The organism is Aestuariibaculum sp. M13, assembly GCF_024723255.1.
Lineage (GTDB): Bacteria > Bacteroidota > Bacteroidia > Flavobacteriales > Flavobacteriaceae > Aestuariibaculum > Aestuariibaculum lutulentum.
The window spans coordinates 99,739-121,309 of sequence record NZ_JANIAC010000002.1 but is presented as its reverse complement, the minus strand read 5'-3'; the positions used below and the strand labels follow the sequence as shown (position 1 = coordinate 121,309).

The window sequence follows — 21,571 nt, the reverse complement described above, 5'->3', positions numbered from 1 at the left end:
CACCTCCAAACAATTATATATGCAAGGAGGTGGTAATTGCTTATTTAAGGTTGATAGATATATGTTTGTTTTCCTGAACAAGAAAACGTCGTTGTTTCTCCTGTGTCTTCATCAGTATGTTCAAAGGTACATGTTTCATTAGGGGTATCATCGCACTTCAATACTGTTTTCCAGAATATGCCAATTTTCACTTCAACTTCACATTCAGCATTGGCAGTATTAATACCAACTAGATCAGTTAAGTTTATATCCCCATTAGTTCTATTTTCAGTACCAAAAGAGAATGATACAACTAATAATACAATTCCAATTAGACTTAATATTGTTTTCATATTTAAAAATATATAATTATTAACAACTTACTTCTTTGCCATCACAGGTTACTCTAGTCTTATAACCTGCTACAGTAGCCTCTCCCTTACAGGTTTCATTAGGGGTATCATCACATTTAAATTCGCAAGTTCCATTTTTCTTATACTCACACTCAGCATTTGCTGTGTTTAGAGTCAATAAGTCAGTTAGGTCTAAATTTTCAGTTAAGTTACCTCCATTAGCATTCGTTGTAAAAGAAATGGCTAATGCAAAAATGAAAACAAAGGCTATTACTATTGTTTTTTTCATTGTTTTAAGTTTTAATATTACTGGAAAAAATCCCTTAATTTGGTAATTATTTTCAAAAAGTCTCTAGACATGCTACTTTATAAAACATGACAACAACTTAAACTTTTAAGTTGTTGTGATAGATTTAATTCTTAATTTTGAAATTTATGGATTTAATTAAAAATAATCCTTTTACAAAGAAAACAAACCTATCCTCTGGGTATATTGTTTATGTTACATAGGCATTATTTTAAAGGTTATACATTTTTTAGCTATTTTAACTTTTGAAAACCCAGAGGTTTTTATCTTTCATTTGGTAAATAAAACAAGTCGCTGGGACAAATTTTGTTCTTATACTATTTTTTACACAACATTTATGTTTTGCCCTACAGTAAACAATATTGTGCCCTTGTGATTCCCTTCAAGCTTAAATTAGATATCATCGCTTTTTGTTACGAGTCTAGTATAAAATAAATCACTTAGACTTGAGTTTATTAAAATATCGGTTTTCTAATATTGAAGACGATTTGATTGGAAAAAATATGTTTGAAATTTCTAAATTCTTATTTACTGTAAAATAATATGGATATTGCACATCATCCATTTTCTTAAAAAAAGAAAGTTCAACATTGGTTAGAGAATAGATCTCTGCATTGATACCTCTAACTGTCTGTATTAATTTTAATTCCCTTAAACTAAAGCCTTTTGAAATAATTACATATTTAAATTCTGGATGATTTTTTAAATATGTTTCAACTTTATCAATAGCATCATTCATACAAGAATTACATTGATTTGAACTTATATATAATACAAGATTTAATTCTGAAAACACCTTTGCAAAATATTGTAAGTCGCCTTCAACAGTTTGGAGTTTATTATTTTCAGGTATTTTAATATGCCCCGAATAATGAGATTGCAGTAACACTCTCGTGCTTAATTTTTCAATTTTTTCGGCATATCTAATTGATTGATCTTTATTCTCTTTTATTAAAATAAAAATTATTCCTAAAAAACCCATCGATAACAGGAAAAGGCTATAAATCAAATAATTTTTATATCTTTTTTTCAAAAATCTTTTATTTTATACGTTACGATTAATGGATTATCGGTTTGTTTGATATCTTTAATTACTTCCCAATATTTTGTTTTAAGTGTGTTTTTTATTTCTTTTTCTTCAACTGCCTGCCTATAAGAAAACAAACTCATTGCCTCAATTTTTGTAAAAAAAGAGTTGTTCTTTCCAATCCCTATAGGGCTTCTGTACAATACCATTTCTGGATTATCTTTATTGATTTTTATACCTTTTCCATAAATTATTTCTTCCGATTCTTTATTATAATACAAGTCAGAAACCTCTCCTTTGTTGAAAAATCTAAAGAAGTAAATACTATCAGACATTATAAATTCTCCAGAGAATGTCATATATTTATCAAGAATGCTCTTAAATTTTTTGGTACTAATTTCTTTTTTCCATACCCCATCTGGAAATCCATTTTTTTCAAATTCAAACTTAATTACTGGAATTAAGACCCCATCTTCAACTTTCCATATACCGTTTGAAAAAGGTTGATGATAATAAATACTATTATTAAATTTACGAAGAGGACGTTTCGTTGCATAGATAAATGAATTTTCAGGAGTTTTAAAAGCTCTACCTAGAGGAATAACGTTAGTATCTGCTAATATCAACCTGAAAGACTCAACCAATGGTATACCTTTATTTTTTTGTGCTATGGAGGCTCCAAAAACCAAAGAATTATTGCCGTACTCATGTTCAGAAACCATGTAATAAAAGGGCTTCGAATCTATAAATTCACCTGAGTAGCGATACCTACATATTTTTCTTGATTTGGAATCTAAAATTGAGATAAATTTCTTTTCAGTGTTAATAGCTACATCTCTTATTCTAAGTAACTCATTAGGTCCATTACCTATTGTGCCAATTGAGTTTAAAAACTTACCGTTTTCACTAAACCTTAACAATTTATTATTCCTTATATCATGAATAAAATAAGAATCTGAATCAAATAATATATTATGAATACTACCTATAATACTCTCTGAAGTCGTTTCTAACGGAATTAAGTCAATGTTATAAATTATACCATTCAATTCAATATTGGAATTAAAAACATCAGAAGGAATAACAACTTTTGTAGCTCCTTTATTATTTACATCCAAGAGTTTTACGGCCTCAGTTTTTATTTTTATTTGCTTATTTCTACCACTTGCACCAATACTTTTTAATGAAACATTATTTTTTGATTCATTTGTACAATTAAAGAATAAAGTAAATACAAAAAATGAAAGCTTTAATATGTGTTTTTTTTTATTTACATCCATCCTTAAACAATTGGGTTATCTTCTGGATCACAAGCTGGTTTAGGCTCACAATATAATGGTCCCATAGTTTGAGCATCTTCACACGTAATCCCTTCTCCCTGATATGAATAAGTATACCATACCATTGGATTTTCAGGATCTTGTAAACTATAATAACAAAGATCAACATATGGCTCTTCTACTTCTCCATAAGGCTCTGGTTCACAATTAGGATAACCGGGGTCCCACCAATTACATTCAGCATTAGCAGAAATCATTGATATGGCATCAGCTAAATTAAATTTTTCAGATCTACTTTCAATTGCATTTGTGTTTAAGAACATTGACAGCACAATTGCTGCCAGAAATCCAATTACTTTTATTGTTTTTTTCATTATACTATTTTAATTTAAAAATTATTCAAGGTCCAAACGTCCTTTAAATTTATTTACTATTAAAAGTCTAAAGAGTCATGCCACTTTGAAAACACAACCAACCGAATCCCTTTTGGTTGTTATAATAGATTTTTAATATTACATTTGAATTTCAGGTTTCAACTCATAATATTTATGCCTAAGCAGGCATAAATCTACCCTCTAGGTGCGGTTAGTTTATATTACATAGGCTTTCATTTTAAAGGTTATACATTTTTTGCTATTTTAACTTTTTAAACCCAGAGGTATTTACTTTTTGAATTATTATCTTACAATAATAAAATCTCCCATGGACAAATTTTGTCACTTTACTGTTTTTCAATAAAATAACACCCAGATTTTCTGCTATATTTTATGTGATATCCTTCATGCCTTAAACCATTTAGAATCCGCTTGACTGTTCGAACACTACATTCAAAATCTTCCGCTACCTTCTGTAAATCACACAATCTTTTATGTTCTATTAAATATAGCAGATGTTTTTCCTTTTCCTTTCTTTCTAGATAGGTCATAACAAGTTTTAGTCTAAAATTCCTTTTTCTATATCAATTTGCACCGCTCTCGATTCCATAAAGTTATACAAGGTATATTGTTGCAATTCATAATAATACCGCCAATAATTCGCAAGCTTGGACATATAGCTTTCATTACTGGATTGCCAAGCATTTAATGCACTCGTTAACTTTAGCAAATCTACCCTGCCCGCCAAAAAACGCTTTTCTGTTATGATATATGACTCCTTTGAAATTTCCGAAGCCTTTAAAGCGTTTTGAACGAGTTGCTCCTGTAGGTTAAAATCCCTCACCTTGGTTTCAATATCCTGAATTAACCTACTTTCTTCCTGTTGCCTGTCTATTTCCTGCACCTCTTTGTTCATTTTGGCTTTTTTAATGTTGCCTTTTCGCTCTCCCCAATCCAATATGGGTATTCTAAAATTTACGGACACCAATTGTTGCTCCAGTAAATTATGGTAGACATCGGCAAACACATCGGCCTGTTGGTTCAAACCATAACTTGCTGAGATGGACAGATCAAATCTATTTTCCTTAATGGCACGATCCAAATCGCGCTCGGCCTCAATATTATTGATTTCCAAATCCAACATTTGGGGATTGTTTTCTTTATAAAGCTCTATGGCAGAATCTAAATCTATTTTCAAATCTGATATTAGTTCCGGAAGAACAGGCACATTATAATTCTCTAAATCATCCCTTAAAAATATGGTCAAATTGTTTTTAACCTGAATTAAGTTTTTCTCTTCTATGGTCAAGTTAGTCTCAGCATTATATAGTTGCAATTCAAGATTTAAAAGGTCTTCCTTTTCGATACTCCCTATGTCATACCTTTTTTTTCCAATTCCATACATTTTTTTTGACGATGCAAGGTTTTCTCTTGCCATTACAACCTTTTTGGCTGCCAAAGCCCATGCAAAAAAATAGCTTACGGTTTTTACATTGATACTTTGCAGTTCATAAACCAGTTCCTTCTGGGATTTTGAGAACTCCAAAGGAGCCGTTCGCTTCAACCATTTGAAACTATTGAAGGCCATTAACGGTTGCGATAAAGCAATATTTACTGGGGTTACGTTATAACTATTGGTTATGCCATCGTTATAATTTGTCAGCTTGTTATACGTTGAGTTTAACGAAATCCGTCCTCCAGTCTGCAATATATTCTGGCTTAACGACAAGCCTGCATAGGAATTTAAACTCTGCACAGGTCTAAAGACATCTTGGTTTAAATTAGAATCGTAACGTTCTATTACAGAACTCCTATAGGTTAATGGTGCCGTATTAAAATCTATCTGGGGCAACACACTGGCCTTGAATGACCTGAAATCCCAATAGCTATATTCGTACTTCCGTTTTGCCTTAAAGGCATCCAACGAACTTTTACTGGCTATTTTCAAAACTTCTTTAAGAGTAATTTCGCCTTTACTAGAAACTAACAAATCTTCTTGGGCATTCAAGTTGTTATTAAATAGTATTAACCCTAGTAAGACAAACACAATTTCTATTTTATATTTATACGTTGTCATCAACAAATTTGTTAGTTGTTTTTAATAGTTTGGTTTGAGTATAATAATAACATAACGGAATAAAATAAATACTAACCAAAGTCCCTAATAGCATACCACCAATTAACGTAACCGCCAATGGTCTTTGCAATTCAGCTCCCATTCCAGTAGAAAAGAGTAGAGGGACTACTGCCAAAATGGTTGTTAGACTAGTCATCAAAATAGGTTTCAATCGTCGTTGACCAGCTACAAGTAATGCTTTTAGTATAGAATAGCCCTGACGCTGTAACTGAATTACAGTATCTATTTTCAAAATAGAATCATTTATAATAATACCGCACATCACAACCATACCTATAAGCGACATGAGATTGATTCCCATTCCAAAAAGCTTGAGAAACAAAAAAGCCCCGGCCAAATCTATGGGTACCTCCAACAAAATAATCAGGGGCAATAAAAACGATTCAAATTGTGAAGCTAAAATAAAATAGAGGAGTGCCAATGAAATAGACAGGATTATAATAAGCTGGTTTAACATGCTCTTATTATCAAAAAAACTTCCCGAAAAGGTAACGTCGTACCATTTGTTTTGGCTTATGGTATTTTTTATAGCACCTTGTACGTTTTCGACATTACCGCTATCTGCAAATATTTCAATCGGAAAGTACTCCCCTTCAGCACCACCTACTATGCGTTTCAGTTCCTGTGTTTTGGAAACCTTCAAAAATTCCTTTGTGCTAATTCTTGCACTATCTCTCGAAATTACAGTTGTTTCATTCAATACATCCTGTACGGATTTTAATTCACCTCCCAAAACAATGGGCACAATATTTTGGTTGTCTCTTAAGGAAAGAACCACCCGTTCGCCAAAAGCACTTTTTAGGGTATTGAATAGCGTCCTGTCATCAACATCGTAAGTCAACAAGCGTTCCCGGTCTGCCACCAAGACCATGGATTCCTGCCACGCAATGGGCTTTAATTCTAAATCACCATCAATATTCCTTTGTATTTGACTCCAAACCTCTTTCAATTGTTCATTTTCCTGGGTTTTTAAACCTCCTATATTTCGAAGCCTAGCAACCAATGGTGCTTCTTCTTCAGGAAAAATAGCATTGAAAATATTATCGGTCTCTTCATATTTAAATAACGCTTTAGGGTAAACATTCTTAAAAAAATCACTTAATTTTTTAAATATTTCATAAAGAATTTCTGGAGAAGTTGTATCCAAATAAAGAGTAGTTTCAGAAGTTCTTGCAAGCGTTTTTTTATCCAGTATAAATTGTTGGCTTCCTACCAAAGCAGTGTTATCTTTAACCAATCCGTCCACAGCATTAAGTACTTCGAATATTCTACTTTTATTTTCATCCACATTAATCTGTTCGTTCCAATCGATTTTTACTAAAGTGTCCGTTTTAGATAGCTTAGGCATTTGCGATATGGGAAGCACCTTGTAAAGTCCAAAAGCCAACATCAATAAGAAAACAATAACAACCCATGACACTTTTTGGTTACGCATTACCCACCGAAATCCTTTCTCATAAACCAAAACATAATCAATAAGGGTTGTCTTTTCCAAAAACCTTGTTAGCCTTCCTTTTTTTATATTTTTTCGATTATGGAACAAATAATAAAGCACGGGAAGCAAGGTTATGGACACCAATAGCGACACGAACAGACCTATACTTATGGCCATGGCCTGATCGTAAAACAAATCGCCTGTTATTCCACTGATAAATATCAAGGGAAGGAAAACAGCGCAGGTAGTAAGTGCAGAACTGAGCAGGGGTCGAAACACTTCATTGACCCCCGATGCGCAAGATTCCGACAAACCATAACCTCTTTCCCTAAATTGTGTTATGTTATCTATAACTATTATAGAATTATCTATCATCAAACCTATGCCCAACACCAAACCTGAAAGCGAAATAATATTTACCGAAATATTGAAAACCTGAAAAAACAATAGGCACACAACCAATGAAACGGGAATTACCAGAGCTATTAAAATGGGGGCTTTTACATTCTTTAAAAACAAAAACATAATCCCAAATGACAGCATCACGCCCCAAAACAAGCTTTGAATTAGGTTGCTTATGGCATAATCCAACAATGCTGTTTGGTTCCGGGTCACCTTAAAGTCAATGGATCTGTAATCTTTACGCAATTGTTTCAACAACCCATCCAGTTGTTCTTTTAAATCACCCATTCTGGCGTCATGCTGTTTGATAATGGCCATGGTAATGGCCTCTTCACCGTTGGAGAGCACCAAACCTTTCCGCTTTTGGGGATGCTCCAGTACCTGGGCAATATCTTTCAATTGGTAAACTCGGTTATCTTTTTTTATATACAGGTTTTGTATATCCCTAATATTGGTTACTTCACTGCCTAAACGGATATTATACTGGTATTGACTGTCTTTTATGGAAAGGTTACCAATATCTATATCGGCTCTTGTAATAGTATTTTCCAATTCATCCAGGCTAAGGCCCAAAGCTAATAGTTTTTCGTTATCTGGTATAATCAAGATTTCGGAAGTAACTAATCCGCTTATATCCACCATGGCTACCTCATTGACCTGTTCTATGCGTTTTATTATAACTTGGTTAACAAGCCGGTTAAAGTCAACAAAATCTTGAGATACAGGATATAGGTTTTTATCGAGGTTTTTATTCTCCCGCTTTTCCTTTAAGGTCATACTTAAATAAAATACAGGAATATCGGTAGCACTGGCTTTTAAGACTTTTGGGCGTTCCATGGTTTTGGGCAAACTTCCCATTAAACGGTCCACTTTTTCATTAACTTCCATAAAGGAGTAATCTATTTTTGTACCGTGCACAAAACTTAGGCTCACTATGCCCAAACCATTGGTAGTTTCACTTTTTATATCCTTTACATGACTTACTTGCTTTAGGTTATTCCTCAATCGTTTTACGATACCATCTTCTAACTGTCTTGCTGACAGATTCGCATCGGACACCTGAACGGTTATTTCCGGAATATCAATATCTGGCATTAGGGAAACTGGGATAAAGCCTGCTGCATAAATACCCAGGATTAAAACACCCAATACCGTCATTAATACCGCAATAGGTCTATGGATTAAAAATTTTACCATTTAAATTGTTGACTTTAAGAAGTCCTATTATTTTGGTGAACAGGAAAGGACATTACAAATTATTTCCTTACAGAAACCTCACTATCATGCGCCAAGTTTAAATTACCGGAAACAATAATGGAATCTCCCGCCGTTAGTGTAGCTGAACTTTTATCAGGGTTTGGTATGACGCTATAATTTTTGCTATTTTCGTGGGGTGTCATCACGTAAGTCCAATAGGCCTTACCATTAACCACTTTAAACAATACTTCTTGATTTTGACGTAAAACCACAGCATCTTTGGGCACAACAAATTGTTCGGGAATATCTTTTTGAATCAATACCTTAACATTCATCCCTTCCATTAATTGTCCATCGTTTTTCACCGAAGCTTTTACCAAAATAGTACCGTTTTTCTCAACCAAAGGATTAATAGTTGATATTTTACCTTGATAGGATTTTTCATTGGAAAAGGGCATAATTTCAACCTGATCGCCAACCTTGACATCACTAATTTCTGATTCTATTAAATAGAATTCTACTTCAAACACAGAATCGTCTATAAGGGTCATAAAATCCCTTCCTGCACTTATTTGTTCGAACTGTTTGTTTTCAATATTTGCTACCCTACCAGAAAAAGGGGCTATTAACTTTGAAGCATTAAAATTATGTTTGGCCTCCTCTAATTGTCTTTGTGCATCACGATACCCTGTCCTAATAGCAACCATATTATATATTTTATCAGGTATGCTATCCCTTACATCAAAATCGTAACCACGCCCCAATAACTGATCCTTAAAATCTAAAATGGCCTTTTGCAAATTGGATTCCGCTTTATCCTGTTCTTGTTGGAAATTATAAGGTCTTAAAGCAGCCAATAATTGCCCCTTTCTAACCATATCTCCATTTTTTACGTTTAATTGTTCCAAACGCTCACTAACCTCAAATTTTAAAACATTTTTTTGAATTGCCACTAACTTACCGTTACTTACCAACTCCTTTTTAAATGCTTGTTGTTTTAAAATTTGTACATCAACTTCATTTTTATTGACACTATATTTTTTTTTATCCAATACTGCATCTTCGGCTTTAGCCTTTTTTTGGTTACAGCTAGATATAATTGAAAATAAAATTATTACAACTAAAATTCGCCAATATTGTCTTTTGTTTGAGTACATATATGAGTAAACTATTTATTCTCTATTTTTTATAAAAATAATTTTTATGACTATATTTCAAATAATATTCTGAAAGCTTAGGTTGTTCCTTTAAGGGAATAAAAAAATTGTTCATTTTCAAATCTGGATTAATATGGAAATAATAGGGAATATTATGTTTCTCAATAGGAATATTAAGCTGATTATCTATCAATAAATACATCTCTATATTATCCAAACCTAATTTTTGTAGTTCAGTATAGTCCATAATCAAGTCTCGAAGTCTTTCTTGATAGGTTATAACAACTACATTTTTATAAAAACCTTTAGCAAACTTCCCTAAATTTTCAAATTCTGCATCTATACAATTCCTACAGTTTAACAATGAATATATAAAAATTAACTTATCATCCTTAAAGATATCTTTCGTTAAGACCGTATCTCCTTCTATAGTCATTAGTTTAGTTTGTCCATTTAAATAAAGATTTTCATTTTCCTTTGTTGCTATGATATTGTTCTGATATAATTTTTCAATTGAGGTAAATTGCTCTTCACATTTTATAAGATTTTCTTTATGCGTTGAAGCTGATATAGTCAAATCATTATTAATAGTTTTAAACCTGAGTAAAATCAATATATTTACGACTAAAAATACAACAAAAAGAATGGTGCACGTCCTTTTGTTCATATCTATCATTCTTTTAGAGTAGCAACCATTAAAATTGGATTATCACTAATCTTAGAATTCTTGACCATTTTTAACAATTTTTGTCTTGCTACAGGGTTTTTAGCCACAAAATCTTCTCCTTGCCTTTCTAAAAAATCTTTTATTTCATATCCTTGAATTAACATAAACATTTTATCATCAGAAATATTACCTATAGGCCAAAAAGAAGTCCCTCCATCTAAATCATTATTCAACATAATTTCAAATTGTTTTTCTGTCTTCCCCTCATAGATCCTTTTCAAATTAGTTTCTTTCTTATCGTATACAAATCGACAAAATTTACTTTCATTAATGATTTCAAAAAAGACATACTTATTACTTTCATAATAATTCATTAAATCTGTTTTCTCTAATTTCTCTCTAAAGGGAATTTTATTTTTATCCGCATATCTAGAAAGAGGAAATTTTTCACCTCCAATGTTCAGCTTATATTTTGGATAAACCTCAAATTTTTTATTAATTTTCCAAATAGTATCAACTCCGTTATCAAATCCCTTTTCCCAAAAAACAAGCTCATCACCTAATTTAAATAGTTTATTTTTTTTATCATATTGATAAAAAAAAGGATAAGAGGTTTCCAATTCCTTTCTCATAAGTTGATTAATATGCTTACCTTGCCTTGAAGTAATATTTAAACTATAATAGTTCGATTGATTTCTAAAAAAATGACTGTTATAAAATATAAAATTGTTATTAAAATTGTATAAATTTTCGGATTCGTATTTGATTTTAAAATCATCAACATATTTTCCATCTAAAGAGTATAAATAAACACTCCTATCATTCACTCGTGAATAGATTGCAATTAAACCATCTTCCTCTAAAAATGAAAAATCAGTAATTTCGGTATATTCATTAGGTCCTCTACCCTGATGATTGATTATATTTAAAAATTTTCCGTTTGAATTGAAAACAACTAACTTCCCTGTTTTATCCAATATAATTATATAATCTTCAGAAGCAACAATTTTAGTTACATTACCAACCAGGCTTAAGTCACTAGTTTCCAACTCTACATATGTTATTTGATTGCAAATATCACTAATTTTAAGGTTTTCATCTGGCATGTTATAATTAAACTCAATTGTCTTTAAATCATCTTTAAACTCAGAATTTTGACAGGAACAAATTATTAATAAAAGTATATATATGTTTTTTTTCATAATAAATTAATTTAAGAAAACATTTGAACCTAACAAGCCCAAATATTTTCTTTTCATTTAAATACATCCCACAGGAGTACAGCTGCTAGTTGCGTTAGGTATATTAGGTAGTTTATTTCCCTTTTTACATTCAACTCCCTCACCACAAACATCTTGACCATTCATACAGAAGTAAGTCAACTCATACAATAGCTAAGTATCATCTGTAACAGTAGGAAGTGTTTTTGTACAATCTTCAATTTGAGCTGATGCAAAGTTGAGTTTTATTAAATTGGCTAAATCAAAATTTTCATTAGAACCACTAATTAAATTTGCATTTATATTAAATATCATTATTATACCAAAAGCTATAATTGTAAAAGGTTTAATTATTTTTTTCATTTTTAAAATTTTAAATTATTATACATTTATTATAAGTCTAAAAGGAAAGCGACTTTTCAACCTAACTCAATTAATATCATTAATTTTGTTTTCCTTAAACAAAAGGAATCCTCTGGGGTGGTTAGTGATATTTTATGTCATTGGCTACATTTTTAAGGTTATACATTTTGCTATTTTAACTTTTAGAAACCCAGAGGTTATTTTTCGTTATACTTTTCAATAATTTGTTTCATTTCCTGTTGTATTTCAACAACCGCTGTTGAAGGAATTTTTATATCTTTATTTAATAAGGTTTTAGCTATTTTTAAAGCTTTTTGGTTCTGGTTACTCTCGTCAAACAATTTGGCCAATAAGTAATAGGGGTAAAACCTGGATGGTGTCATATTGGCGGCATGTTTATAGGCTTGTTCTGCTTTTTCATAATGTTTAACCTCTTTATAGGCATCGCCTAGTGCGGTTTGTATTATCGTGGTGTTTAATTGCTGTTTGGCATCATTAAGTATCTTTACGGCCTCTTTATTGTCACCCAACATAGTTAAAGCTTTACCGTAGTTCATTAAAAAGTCACCATCATTTTTAAAAGCTGGATAAGCTAGCTTATATTCTTCAATAGCTTCTTGATATAAGCCATAACCATACAACTCAAAAGCATCGTTCCATTTTATAAAGCCTTTTCCTAATTTTTGGGTATAGGAGAAACCTTTTAGACAAACCCCTATCCCTGCTACTAAGACCAAACCTTTAAATAACCACTTTTTAGTTGGTTTACTATAATATACAACTTCATATTTTTTCAAATTCAAACTAGAAACCATAGCCAAAACCGCAATTAAAACTAATTTTATTGGCAATATTTGTGTGGGATAAGAAAAACATCCAAAAACGAATATACTTAACAAGCATGCTTTTAGTAAAGCTCTTAAATAATTGTAATCTGCTCTTAAAGGCTGTTTAAAAATCAAATAAATAACAGTTAACAATAAAAAAAAGCCTATTAATCCATTTTCACTTACAAACTGAATCCCCTCATTAAAAGCATAATACGTATTATCTGCCACTAAACTTTCTTCAGTTTCTCCATTTTGCTCAAAATATTTAGCCTGATAGTTCATATAATGGGCTTTAAACCTATCAAAGCCCACCCCAAATACCGGGGCATCAGAAATCATTTCCGAAGTTACTTTCCAAATAAATAAACGTCCATTGGCCGAGGCCTTTTTAAAATGGAATATACCAAACAATCCAGCACCCAAAACGATTGTGGCAGATAGCACCAATAGCACTTTCTTTAATCTGCCTATTTTCTTCAAAAGCTTTTTAAAAAAAGCATATTTATATTCCAATAAAATAATTGTGCAAACCATAACAGCCAACCATGATGCTCTGGATTGCGAGGCTGGAATAACCAATAAAATACTCATTAATCCCAAAAGTGGCATATACTCAAAACTATATTTAGTAAAACCTTTTATGATTTGTGAGTTACTATTCAATTGGTTTTGAACTTGAATTATAATCTTTTCCTTGAACAGATATATACCCAATGCTACTGGCCATACCGAAGCCAAAAAACCAGCATAAGGACCTGGGTTAAAAAAACTCCCCGTCATTTTAAACCCAGAATGATTGGAAGGATAATAACCTAGTAATTGTAAATTCCCATAAACCGCCTGAATTATTCCTGAAACTACAATGACAAGCAGTAACCAATAAAAACTTTTTAATGAAAATGTTCTTAGAATTAGGTATAAAATACTTAGACCTAATAGTTCAATATATCTAATTGAAAAGCCATATATACTTTGGAAAACATATCGGTTTAAGATTATGTATAGTAATAAAGCAAAAAGCCCAATATCTAAACTAGTAAGGGATAACTTTACTTTTTTTGAAACCAAAAGTCTAACAAATAAAAACAGAGAAACAATTAAACAACTATAAGAAAAACAAATAAATTTACTTGTTACAGTTGGATTAATATATCCTTGTAGATTTACTTGTGGTATTATAATCAAAATAAGACATAAAGAAACAACAAAACAATAGTTTAGTTTCCTGATAAGTTCAGTCATTCGGTGGTTTAGTTGGATTTTCATTCTTTATTTGAAAGAATTATTTTACCAAAGTATTAAAACATCCCGAATTAACTTACCTGTACTGTCCTGAAACTTAATTTTTTATATGTAAAATATACGTTTAACATTAATTAAAACATCAAGTATAGTCAGGGATTAATCAGTTTTATATTTTTTAAAAAAAAATTATAAAAATCATATTACCACCAAACTTGTCGGCCATTTTCATAAGAAAAAATACGTTCTTCTTTTCCTTCTGTTAAACACCTTACCCAATAAATCGTCCCTGATGGTACATCTTCGTAATTTAAATAATCATATTTAGCTACTAATACTCCTTTTGAAACCCAGCCATTATCCCAATAAAAAAGTTCATATTCATTTCCTGGAATAATATAATTGGCATCACTTCTAGCACAAAATCGTATTTTAGATATGGGCTTAGAAGAACCAAAACCCATCCGTAAAGTTTTATATGATCTATGAGTAGTTTGGTCACCATCGTAAGGGTTTCCTAACCTTTTTAATTTAAAACCCTGTTTATAGTTAACATCTTCTACCTTTTTTAAAATACCCAAACTATCTTGATAACACTCAATTTCAGCGATTCTAATAGAACCATTAGGTGGAGCTTTAAATTGTATATACCTCACGCTATCTTTATTAACCAAATTAATCTCCTGCATCCCAAAAGGATAATAATTAATATTGTACAAAATTTTAGTTGGTGCGTCCTTTTCTAAACTATTCATCCCCTCAATATAACTCCCCTTAAACCCTATTGTGTGGTTTGCAGTGTAAGAAAATAATGGGAATTTCCTTATAATTTTTATATCTATTAAATTTTCTTTATCACAGACAAACTCTTTTTTAATCCCCGAATTATCAATCAAAAAAGGATTCCCAATAGGTATAAGTTCTTCATTAAAAACCATTGGTAAATACACAATGTTTTTCCCTATATCCTTAAAGAAGGCTTTCCCAAGCCAATTAAATGGCGAAAAAGCCACAGGTGTCCAACCAGATATATCAAATACCGACAAATAAGACAATTTACTTCCCTGAAAAAAACTTTTATTTACATGTACATCCACAGCATCTACGTACTGAGAAGTTATATCTTTCATATTTGCTTTAATTAAACCTGGAAAAATTTCTTCTTTGGAAACTCCTAATAATGTCTTCATTATCTCAGGGTTATAATTCCATGTTTGTCTATAAACTTTTGGAATAGTTTTCTCATACTGAACATACAAGTCTCTGGGTAAGTCACCTTCTTCAAAAACATGAAGAAATTTAGGGTTCATAACTTGATTGAGATCATTTACCAAATTTAAAGGGTTATTATCATTTTCTAGTTTTATGGATACTTGTTTCTTTTTATGAGCCAAACCTACATAAGCATGAGCGGCATACGGTCTATTACCCCAATTAGGCAAGTAATCAAATGTGGCAGGGATTCCTGCTGCTCTAAGGTGATAAATTGTATATCTACATCTTGAGATACAATCTCCTTCTTTTGTTAAATCTAACCAAGAATAGTTGTCATCTGCGGACAAATAATCTTTAAAATTCCCCTCTGAAGATAAAGAATAGTACGTATGCTTCCTATGGTATTTTATTAATGAATCTACATCCTTCAGTTCTGGATGATCTTGTAATAATTTCTCATTAAATAAATAAAGAGTCTCTCTCCAATTATCTAAAATTTCATTTGTTAATTTATACGGTAGAACATATTCTTTAAAATCATCTAAACTTAATGAATCCTTTAATCCTGACTCTAAAAAAGCCTTAATCGCCAAATTCTTATTTTTCTCTAATTGATCTAAGTTTATATATTCAGCATCGTTAATTTGCTGATAATTCCTCCCTGTAATATTTTGAAATGATTTAGCAACAGAATCTGCTAATAAACCTAATTCCTTAGGGGTAATATTGTCCTTTTGTTTGACAATACTCTTTAAACTATCTAAAAATATAAGTGATTGTTCTATACCTCCATTTACAAGAGTATACCTATTTGTGTAACTTGAATCTATAATAGATTCTAAGTTATATTCTAAATCCTCAGATTTACTAGTCAATTCCTTTTTATTGCAACTCAAAAAGAATAGAACACTAAGCAATAAGCTTTTAATTAAAACCTTCATTATTTTGTGTGTTTAGTTGGTATTAGTTTCATCAAACATAACAATAAAGAAAGAAATAACTTACCTGTGGTGTCCTGAAAAATTACATTATATAATGTGAATTAGAAACATTCCTAAATTATAAACCATCTAAAAATTCCTATTTCCATGCAATTCACCTAAATTAAAATTTTAGATTTAAATTCACATCTTAGAAAATTTAAACATAAAAAAGTTGGGTTGAATTATGCCAGTAGTAATCTAAAACAAATATGTGAAGTTTTGGATATATTTTCATCAGTACTTTACTGTTGGCTTGAGGGGAAAAAGATTACTAAAAAACTATTTTTAAGACCGACACATCGCTAAAATTAACATTAAAATAAATAGATTTTTTCAATAAAAGGCGACCAGCTTTCTCTCTTTATGTTCCAAGACAATTTCTATTTGGATATTAGCTTTTTTCCTGTAATAAAAGTTTCTCAATGGCATCATAACTTTCCAATTGCTCATCAGGTAAAATATCATTTATAAGCTCAAGGATGGTAACTATTGCCAATTCATTTGAAAGATATGGTGTTCTTGGCGAACTTGATGTCCCTTCAAGTTCCAATGCAGCAATACTTATCCTTAATAGACAGGAGATAACATAGCGTAATTCGCTATTGTCACTGACATGAAAGATTACTTCTTGGGAAACCTCCTCCCCATTTTTAAAGGATCTACATTTTCTAAGCCTTAAAAGCTCCTTAATAGTTTCCAGTTTTTCTTTGTCAGTTTTGTTATCATTTTTAGTGTTTTCTTTCATGGTTCAAAAGATTTATTTAATTCTCTAATCATTATCCAGCAAAAGTTTTCTGGATTTATCCAAAAACTTAAATTCTGCATGTGGTATCAATTTTTTAGAAAATTCCAATACGTCCGCAAATTGCTTGTGCGCCTCTTTGATATCCCTTGCCTCATTGTGCAGGTCATAGCCATCCAATCCCATGATGCATACATTTATAATCGATTCAAGGGTATACCCCAACTGTTCATAATTCAGTTTGTAAGCAAAATTTATATAGTATCCTTTCCTTTTGACATACTTGGGTGTCGGGGTTAACAACCTATAATGTTCCTCAGCCGCTTTGTGTAGCTCCTTGAGGCTTTTACTTTTCTTCTTTTGAAGTTGTTTTTTGGCTTTTTTCTTTTTCATCGTCGACTATTTTATTTTTTAGAATTTCATCAATGCGATCCAAACAGTACATCTGCTGGTGTGGCAGTAGCTCTAAGATCAGCTCTATGACCTTGGTGACACTTTGCTCCGCAATATTACTTCGATAGGCAGGAGATGTAAATACTCCATTGCCGTCCAAACAATAATAGCATACCTTTAAAAGTTCCTCTATATAACCGGTTATATCCTCGTTATTGGAAACCTCTATACTGATGGTTTTCCGTGTTCGGTTTCCATAGGGTTCACTTTTCATACCCGATTGAGTATCGAGTATGTTTTTAATCTTTTTGATTTGTTTGACCTTGCTTTTCATAGTTTTTCTTATTTACTTTTCATTAGACAACATAAGCTTTCGCATTTCATCCAGATAAATCCCTTCTTCAAATGGAATCAGGTTCTTGGCAAACTCTAGCACCCTTTTCACATCGGATTCCTTGTTACTAATATCTAAGGTTAGGTCTTGCTGATCCTCTAGAGCGAGGATACTGACGTTGAGCATAGATTTTAATGTACTGAACAGATCCACATAATCATATACCCGAACATAATTCAAATAATTCCCCTTATTCTTACCTCCTACAGGTGATAACAACTTGAAATTTTCTTCGCTCAATTCTCTTATCCTTTCCATATTTAAAAGGGCTTTGTGAAGTTCCTTTTTATTCTTCTTGTTCGCTTTATTTTTCATGATTTCTATGGGCTTGTTTCGTTAAGGGGTAAAAGTCGGATTGCCAATTGCAGCACTTCATTGATTTCAAAATAAAAACTATTTACATTCATAGGTGGTTCGACATCATCCTGTAAACAGGTGGCACAGGTAAGCATCAGGGATTTTGCCAGACACAACATTTCATAAGGACTATCAAATTCAAGTTTACGGAATAGAAACTCCCGTTCTTCATGAGTGGTTGGCTCTTTTCTGGTTTGTTGGTTATAAGTGTTAAGATTATTCTCTTTTACATTTTGCTCAAAATTGGACAGCTCATAATTAAACAAAAACTCAACCTCCTTAATAAACAGCCCTAATTTTTGAGATAGCTGCTCGATGTCCTGCTTGCCTATATCATAGTTATTGGTATATCTAGCAGATGAATAGGCGTCCTCCAATAAATCAAGTAATTTACTGTCAAGGTCAGATTCTATATGAAAGGCACCTTCAATTTTGTTTAATGATTTTAACACATAGGTTTGATGATTCTTAATACTATGACATATCTTGGTCTTGCCACATATGAATCGCTCCAGAATCCTATACCCCTGCTCAAAAGTCTGGTGTGCCATAAATGCACTTTGAGGTAGTTGTTTTTGCTCCCTGAAATAGTGAAACCCTTTTTTAAATGCCTTCATTCTGGACATATCTCCCTTAAAATCCTTCTTGATATTTTCAATTAGCTTGGTTAGTTTGGTATCTGGCAAAGCCATTATTTGGTTTTTCTCGTTCACCTTGAACACGAGGTGCTTTTCATGGCAGTAGTTTAGGAAGTATAGGTTGCCTTGTTGGGCTTGGCTGCACGCATAACTGAAAGTAAAGACACGACAACTATAATCCGGATATTGTTGTAAAATCGAGTTTATAAGGGCTATGATCTGCTCAGACATATCATTTTGTGCCATCTTTGTAATAATGTTCAATCTGTATTTGAACGCATGCCTGTCCGTTCCCCTATTAAGGTAAATGTGTCCGACATCTATTGCCTCCACGATCTTTGCTATGACTTCATTTAGGTCTTTAGGGACTTCCTTTTCTTGGGTATTAATCTGTGTAGTTTCCATAATACTGCATTTTTAAAAATTAATTTTGATTTATAAACCGGATAATCTTAGGTGTTGAAACAAGGCGTTTAACCTTTTGCTTGAATTGCCCTCTTTCCCAAACCACACCTGAACGCGTGTTGGATGCCTCTTCAAAACAATCGAGCTTGGACATAATAAAGGGGATGACATTAAAAGGTATTCGGATTTCCTCAATATCATTCTTCTTACTTATTCTAAGTAGCTTATACTTGGAATCAGTAAAATCATTAGAGAAAACAGGCCATTCAAAATATTTTAAAATGGCAATAGGCTCTTCACTATAAATAATTGCTTTTATTTGTTCGGCTTCCATGATTTGTTCCTTTGGCTTTCAATAAAGGAACTACCATATTTTCCCGTACCGAACCACAGGCACTTGTATTTTACCAATGAAAACTGGTGTTTTACCAATAAAGTTTAAGGAATTTCCGTTATCTTTACTTACAAATGATATTGAATAAGTATTACCTTTGAACCATGAACACTGCAACAAAACCAAATCACATAGGAAGAAAAATTAGCCGCATAAGGGAGTTACGTGGCATAAAACAAGAAGCACTGGCTTTTGAGTTAGGCATTAGCCAACAAAGTGTGTCTTTATTAGAACAAAGTGAAACTATTGAAGATGAAAAGTTAGAAAAAGTTGCTAAAGTTTTAGGTGTAACACCAGAAGGCATTAAAAACTTTTCTGACGAAGCCATATTAAATATTATTGGTAACACATACCATGTTGATAATTCATCAGCTGTTAATTATGGGTGTACATTTAATCCCATTGATAAAATAATTGAACAATCTGATAAAATTGAAGAGCTCTATAAAAAGCTCCTTCAAGCAGAAAAAGATAAAGTCGCTTATTTAGAAAAGTTGCTGGATAAAAAATAAATTTACTTTTATAACATATTGAAAAAGGGAATCACTTTGAAATGGATTCCCTTTTTTTATGCATTTAACTTTGCTCGTCATCGTTTGATTTCACCTGAAACAGTTGTCTGACTTCCAGATGAATCCTCTCAAAGTTTGCCTGTATCTCTGCATCATTATAACGATGTACCGGTGGTGGTAATTCTCTCTTTATTCTAGGCATTTTAAAACGTACTTTACGATCCTTTCCATCTGCAAAAGAAATGAACTCCCCTTCCTTCAAACGAAAGAATACATCGGAGCGTATTTTGCTTACCTCCTTCTCTCCTGTACTGATTCTGGAATCAAAATCCAGACTATTCTGTTTTTTACTGACTGTTTTCGTTGGCTTTTTGACGATTTCAAAAAAACGTTCATAGTATTTGGCAGTATCTGGGTCGTTCGCTTTTCCAAAAAACTGGTATGACAGGTTACTCAATATGGCCCGGCTTGCCTTATCTCCGTACATCATATCGTTTTGGGTCTTATCCTGCATCACATAAACCGTTGAAATATCATAACTCCTTAGGGTTGCTGGTATGCGGTGCATATTAAGCAATCTGATGGTAGGCGCTTCCTCAATTAAAAGAAAAGAGGATGCTTGATGGCGGATGCTCATCTGTTTGGTCATCGTATGAATGATCGTAGCAATCACAGGAGAGTATGCAGTTTCAAACTTGGGGTTGTTCACTATGGATACAATTGCAGGGTTCTTTGGGTTATTGATATCCAAGGGCACTTCATCTGCCGAAAGCGTCATAAAAATGCGTTGTGTACTGATCTTCTTAAGGGCGTTGGCTAATGAACTCATCACCCCTGCTGTTTGGCGCTCAGAACCCCTTCCCGAAATGAAGGAATTGGCCATGGCCTTGGAGGTAAAATCAGAACTTAAAAAATCCATAAGGCTATCCGTATCTAAATATTGATAAGTAGCGATCAGATGAGGAAGCGTACAGTATTTTGGATAGGCCGTCTTCAATTTCCAAATAAGGCCACCCAATAGCCCTTCAACAGCATCGTTAAAGAATTTAGAAGCCCCTGTAGCATTGGTTTCTCTTTGTTCCAATAGATTTTCCAACAATACCCTTGATACTTCATTCACGCTTTCCTCATCTTCCATATACCTTGGAGCAATTGGATTGACCTTCGAATAGATATCATCAAAGGAAATGATATAAAATGGGCGACTGGATTCTTTAAAAAGTGGATACGCCATTTCCGTAATCTCAAAATGCTTGTAATCGTGGATAAGCCCACAAAACTCATACTGCTGAAAATGCTTTAACATGTTATAGACTACCGATTCGGTCTTGCCACTTCCGGCAGAGCCTATAACAGAAATCCCTCTGCGAATATTCTTGAGCCTTAACGAGCCATTCTTGATTTTGATTTTCATGATGTACTTGCGATCGGTCTTAGAGCTTTCCCATACCGGGTTCACCAAAACAAAAAGAAGGCAATTAATTAATGTTAGAGGAAATAGCCAGGCTCCAAATACTTTCATGAACTTATCTGGGTGCATAAGATAAACCAAATAACAAATCATTAGA

At 32.4% G+C, this 21,571-nt stretch carries 21 protein-coding genes; 1 reads left to right on the top strand and 20 read right to left on the bottom strand.

Translation table 11 applies throughout. From position 1 onward, the window contains the following. Positions 1 to 44: 44 nt before the first annotated feature. The 19 genes from NO995_RS07665 to NO995_RS07575 form a co-directional block, all read right to left on the bottom strand. Positions 45 to 332: a hypothetical protein gene (locus NO995_RS07665; RefSeq protein ID WP_258226996.1), complete on the bottom strand. Its 288-nt coding sequence runs from the start codon at positions 330 to 332 to the stop codon at positions 45 to 47. A 19-nt stretch (positions 333 to 351) separates the two neighbouring features. Beyond that, entirely contained in the window at positions 352 to 621 is a 270-nt protein-coding gene (locus tag NO995_RS07660) for a hypothetical protein (RefSeq protein ID WP_258226995.1), read from the bottom strand. A gap of 454 nt (positions 622 to 1,075) precedes the next feature. Then, positions 1,076 to 1,672 carry a hypothetical protein gene (locus tag NO995_RS07655; protein WP_258226994.1) on the bottom strand — a complete coding sequence of 199 codons (597 nt, stop codon included), beginning with the start codon at positions 1,670 to 1,672 and terminating at the stop codon, positions 1,076 to 1,078. Further along, positions 1,669 to 2,946, bottom strand: coding sequence for a 6-bladed beta-propeller (locus tag NO995_RS07650; RefSeq protein ID WP_258226993.1), 1,278 nt, complete (start codon positions 2,944 to 2,946; stop codon positions 1,669 to 1,671). The genes NO995_RS07655 and NO995_RS07650 overlap by 4 nt, the downstream gene beginning before the upstream one ends. Positions 2,947 to 2,948: 2 nt before the next feature. Continuing rightward, the gene (locus tag NO995_RS07645; protein ID WP_258226992.1) at positions 2,949 to 3,320 is read right to left on the bottom strand and encodes a hypothetical protein; all 372 of its coding nucleotides are present in this window, start codon (positions 3,318 to 3,320) and stop codon (positions 2,949 to 2,951) included. A 559-nt stretch (positions 3,321 to 3,879) separates the two neighbouring features. Beyond that, a complete protein-coding gene (locus NO995_RS07640; protein ID WP_258226991.1) occupies positions 3,880 to 5,397 on the bottom strand; it encodes a TolC family protein in 1,518 nt (505 codons plus the stop codon). Next, a complete protein-coding gene (locus tag NO995_RS07635) occupies positions 5,384 to 8,491 on the bottom strand; it encodes an efflux RND transporter permease subunit (RefSeq protein WP_258226990.1) in 3,108 nt (1,035 codons plus the stop codon). The genes NO995_RS07640 and NO995_RS07635 overlap by 14 nt, the downstream gene beginning before the upstream one ends. Positions 8,492 to 8,550: 59 nt before the next feature. Beyond that, on the bottom strand, positions 8,551 to 9,543 hold the full coding sequence (locus tag NO995_RS07630; RefSeq protein ID WP_258226989.1) for an efflux RND transporter periplasmic adaptor subunit: 993 nt from the start codon (positions 9,541 to 9,543) through the stop codon (positions 8,551 to 8,553). Positions 9,544 to 9,670: 127 nt separating this feature from the next. Then, on the bottom strand, positions 9,671 to 10,225 hold the full coding sequence (locus NO995_RS07625) for a hypothetical protein (RefSeq protein WP_258226988.1): 555 nt from the start codon (positions 10,223 to 10,225) through the stop codon (positions 9,671 to 9,673). Positions 10,226 to 10,320: 95 nt separating this feature from the next. Then, positions 10,321 to 11,517, bottom strand: a complete 1,197-nt coding sequence (locus NO995_RS07620; protein WP_258226987.1) for a 6-bladed beta-propeller — start codon at positions 11,515 to 11,517, stop codon at positions 10,321 to 10,323. Between the two features lie 192 nt (positions 11,518 to 11,709). Then, positions 11,710 to 11,898, bottom strand: coding sequence for a hypothetical protein (locus NO995_RS07615; protein ID WP_258226986.1), 189 nt, complete (start codon positions 11,896 to 11,898; stop codon positions 11,710 to 11,712). A 197-nt stretch (positions 11,899 to 12,095) separates the two neighbouring features. Beyond that, positions 12,096 to 13,508 carry an O-antigen ligase family protein gene (locus NO995_RS07610; RefSeq protein WP_258226985.1) on the bottom strand — a complete coding sequence of 471 codons (1,413 nt, stop codon included), beginning with the start codon at positions 13,506 to 13,508 and terminating at the stop codon, positions 12,096 to 12,098. Positions 13,509 to 14,173: 665 nt separating this feature from the next. Beyond that, positions 14,174 to 16,126 (bottom strand): hypothetical protein, encoded by a 1,953-nt coding sequence (locus tag NO995_RS07605; RefSeq protein WP_258226984.1) that lies wholly within the window; start codon positions 16,124 to 16,126, stop codon positions 14,174 to 14,176. A 433-nt stretch (positions 16,127 to 16,559) separates the two neighbouring features. Beyond that, positions 16,560 to 16,913 (bottom strand): hypothetical protein, encoded by a 354-nt coding sequence (locus tag NO995_RS07600; protein WP_258226983.1) that lies wholly within the window; start codon positions 16,911 to 16,913, stop codon positions 16,560 to 16,562. A 24-nt stretch (positions 16,914 to 16,937) separates the two neighbouring features. Beyond that, positions 16,938 to 17,303: a hypothetical protein gene (locus NO995_RS07595; protein WP_258226982.1), complete on the bottom strand. Its 366-nt coding sequence runs from the start codon at positions 17,301 to 17,303 to the stop codon at positions 16,938 to 16,940. Further along, on the bottom strand, positions 17,257 to 17,637 hold the full coding sequence (locus NO995_RS07590; RefSeq protein WP_258226981.1) for a hypothetical protein: 381 nt from the start codon (positions 17,635 to 17,637) through the stop codon (positions 17,257 to 17,259). Before NO995_RS07590 ends, NO995_RS07595 begins: the two co-directional genes overlap by 47 nt. 12 nt (positions 17,638 to 17,649) lie before the next feature. Beyond that, positions 17,650 to 18,012 carry a hypothetical protein gene (locus tag NO995_RS07585; RefSeq protein WP_258226980.1) on the bottom strand — a complete coding sequence of 121 codons (363 nt, stop codon included), beginning with the start codon at positions 18,010 to 18,012 and terminating at the stop codon, positions 17,650 to 17,652. Positions 18,013 to 18,017: 5 nt separating this feature from the next. Next, positions 18,018 to 18,923: a hypothetical protein gene (locus tag NO995_RS07580; protein WP_258226979.1), complete on the bottom strand. Its 906-nt coding sequence runs from the start codon at positions 18,921 to 18,923 to the stop codon at positions 18,018 to 18,020. A 193-nt stretch (positions 18,924 to 19,116) separates the two neighbouring features. Further along, complete coding sequence (locus NO995_RS07575; RefSeq protein ID WP_258226978.1) at positions 19,117 to 19,431, bottom strand: hypothetical protein; 315 nt, start codon at positions 19,429 to 19,431, stop codon at positions 19,117 to 19,119. Between the two features lie 164 nt (positions 19,432 to 19,595). Here NO995_RS07575 and NO995_RS07570 point away from each other — a divergent pair, with 164 nt between their 5' ends. Beyond that, the gene (locus NO995_RS07570; protein ID WP_258226977.1) at positions 19,596 to 20,003 is read left to right on the top strand and encodes a helix-turn-helix domain-containing protein; all 408 of its coding nucleotides are present in this window, start codon (positions 19,596 to 19,598) and stop codon (positions 20,001 to 20,003) included. A gap of 64 nt (positions 20,004 to 20,067) precedes the next feature. Here NO995_RS07570 and NO995_RS07565 read toward each other — a convergent pair whose 3' ends face one another. Next, positions 20,068 to 21,417 (bottom strand): type IV secretory system conjugative DNA transfer family protein, encoded by a 1,350-nt coding sequence (locus NO995_RS07565; protein WP_375141551.1) that lies wholly within the window; start codon positions 21,415 to 21,417, stop codon positions 20,068 to 20,070. Between the last annotated feature and the right edge of the window lie 154 nt (positions 21,418 to 21,571).

Excerpts from the sequence above, each read along its gene's own strand:
- NO995_RS07665 (WP_258226996.1), bottom strand. The coding sequence starts at position 332 with ATGAAAACAATATTAAGTCTAATTGGAATTGTATTATTAGTTGTATCA.
- NO995_RS07595 (WP_258226982.1), bottom strand. The coding sequence starts at position 17,303 with ATGAAAAAGAAAAAAGCCAAAAAACAACTTCAAAAGAAGAAAAGTAAA.
- NO995_RS07600 (WP_258226983.1), bottom strand. The coding sequence starts at position 16,913 with ATGAAAGAAAACACTAAAAATGATAACAAAACTGACAAAGAAAAACTG.
- NO995_RS07590 (WP_258226981.1), bottom strand. The coding sequence starts at position 17,637 with ATGAAAAGCAAGGTCAAACAAATCAAAAAGATTAAAAACATACTCGAT.
- NO995_RS07650 (WP_258226993.1), bottom strand. The coding sequence starts at position 2,946 with ATGGATGTAAATAAAAAAAAACACATATTAAAGCTTTCATTTTTTGTA.
- NO995_RS07605 (WP_258226984.1), bottom strand. The coding sequence starts at position 16,126 with ATGAAGGTTTTAATTAAAAGCTTATTGCTTAGTGTTCTATTCTTTTTG.
- NO995_RS07570 (WP_258226977.1), top strand. The coding sequence starts at position 19,596 with ATGAACACTGCAACAAAACCAAATCACATAGGAAGAAAAATTAGCCGC.
- NO995_RS07640 (WP_258226991.1), bottom strand. The coding sequence starts at position 5,397 with ATGACAACGTATAAATATAAAATAGAAATTGTGTTTGTCTTACTAGGG.
- NO995_RS07660 (WP_258226995.1), bottom strand. The coding sequence starts at position 621 with ATGAAAAAAACAATAGTAATAGCCTTTGTTTTCATTTTTGCATTAGCC.
- NO995_RS07615 (WP_258226986.1), bottom strand. The coding sequence starts at position 11,898 with ATGAAAAAAATAATTAAACCTTTTACAATTATAGCTTTTGGTATAATA.
- NO995_RS07585 (WP_258226980.1), bottom strand. The coding sequence starts at position 18,012 with ATGAAAAATAAAGCGAACAAGAAGAATAAAAAGGAACTTCACAAAGCC.
- NO995_RS07620 (WP_258226987.1), bottom strand. The coding sequence starts at position 11,517 with ATGAAAAAAAACATATATATACTTTTATTAATAATTTGTTCCTGTCAA.
- NO995_RS07610 (WP_258226985.1), bottom strand. The coding sequence starts at position 13,508 with ATGACGGGGAGTTTTTTTAACCCAGGTCCTTATGCTGGTTTTTTGGCT.
- NO995_RS07645 (WP_258226992.1), bottom strand. The coding sequence starts at position 3,320 with ATGAAAAAAACAATAAAAGTAATTGGATTTCTGGCAGCAATTGTGCTG.
- NO995_RS07580 (WP_258226979.1), bottom strand. The coding sequence starts at position 18,923 with ATGTCTGAGCAGATCATAGCCCTTATAAACTCGATTTTACAACAATAT.
- NO995_RS07575 (WP_258226978.1), bottom strand. The coding sequence starts at position 19,431 with ATGGAAGCCGAACAAATAAAAGCAATTATTTATAGTGAAGAGCCTATT.
- NO995_RS07565 (WP_375141551.1), bottom strand. The coding sequence starts at position 21,417 with ATGAAAATCAAAATCAAGAATGGCTCGTTAAGGCTCAAGAATATTCGC.
- NO995_RS07635 (WP_258226990.1), bottom strand. The coding sequence starts at position 8,491 with ATGGTAAAATTTTTAATCCATAGACCTATTGCGGTATTAATGACGGTA.